Below are 409 nucleotides of genomic sequence, written 5' to 3' on the forward strand. Positions count from 1 at the left end.
AACGCCCGCATCGGCATCGTCAACAACCTCAGCCCCTGCGAGCCCGCCACCGACCGCGAGGCCGACCAGGCCGCCGCGATCCGCGCCGACGGCCACACCAACCGCTGGTGGCTCGACCCGATCCACGGCCGCGGCTACCCGCAGGACATGGTCGACCTGTACGGCGTCGACATCCCGATCCGCAGCGGCGACCTCGACACCATCGCGGCCCCGCTCGACTGGCTCGGCGTCAACTACTACTTCCGCAACGTCATCGCCGACGACCCCACCGGCCTGCCGCCGCGCGCCAAGCAGGTCTACCTGCCGGGCGTCCGGCGCACGGCGATGGACTGGGAGGTCTACGGCGACGGCCTGGAGCAGCTGCTCGTCCGGGTCGCCGAGGAGTACGGGGCCGAGCGGATCTTCGTCA

The 409-nt window shown here is 71.6% G+C and carries 1 protein-coding gene; it reads left to right on the plus strand.

What is annotated here, in order from left to right; translation table 11 throughout:
* Positions 1–409, plus strand: a 409-nt coding sequence (locus tag G3I78_RS49635) for a family 1 glycosylhydrolase (RefSeq protein ID WP_164437247.1), incomplete at both ends; no start/stop codon positions are given.

Source organism: Streptomyces sp. SID13726, assembly GCF_010548375.1.
Classification (GTDB): domain Bacteria; phylum Actinomycetota; class Actinomycetes; order Streptomycetales; family Streptomycetaceae; genus Streptomyces.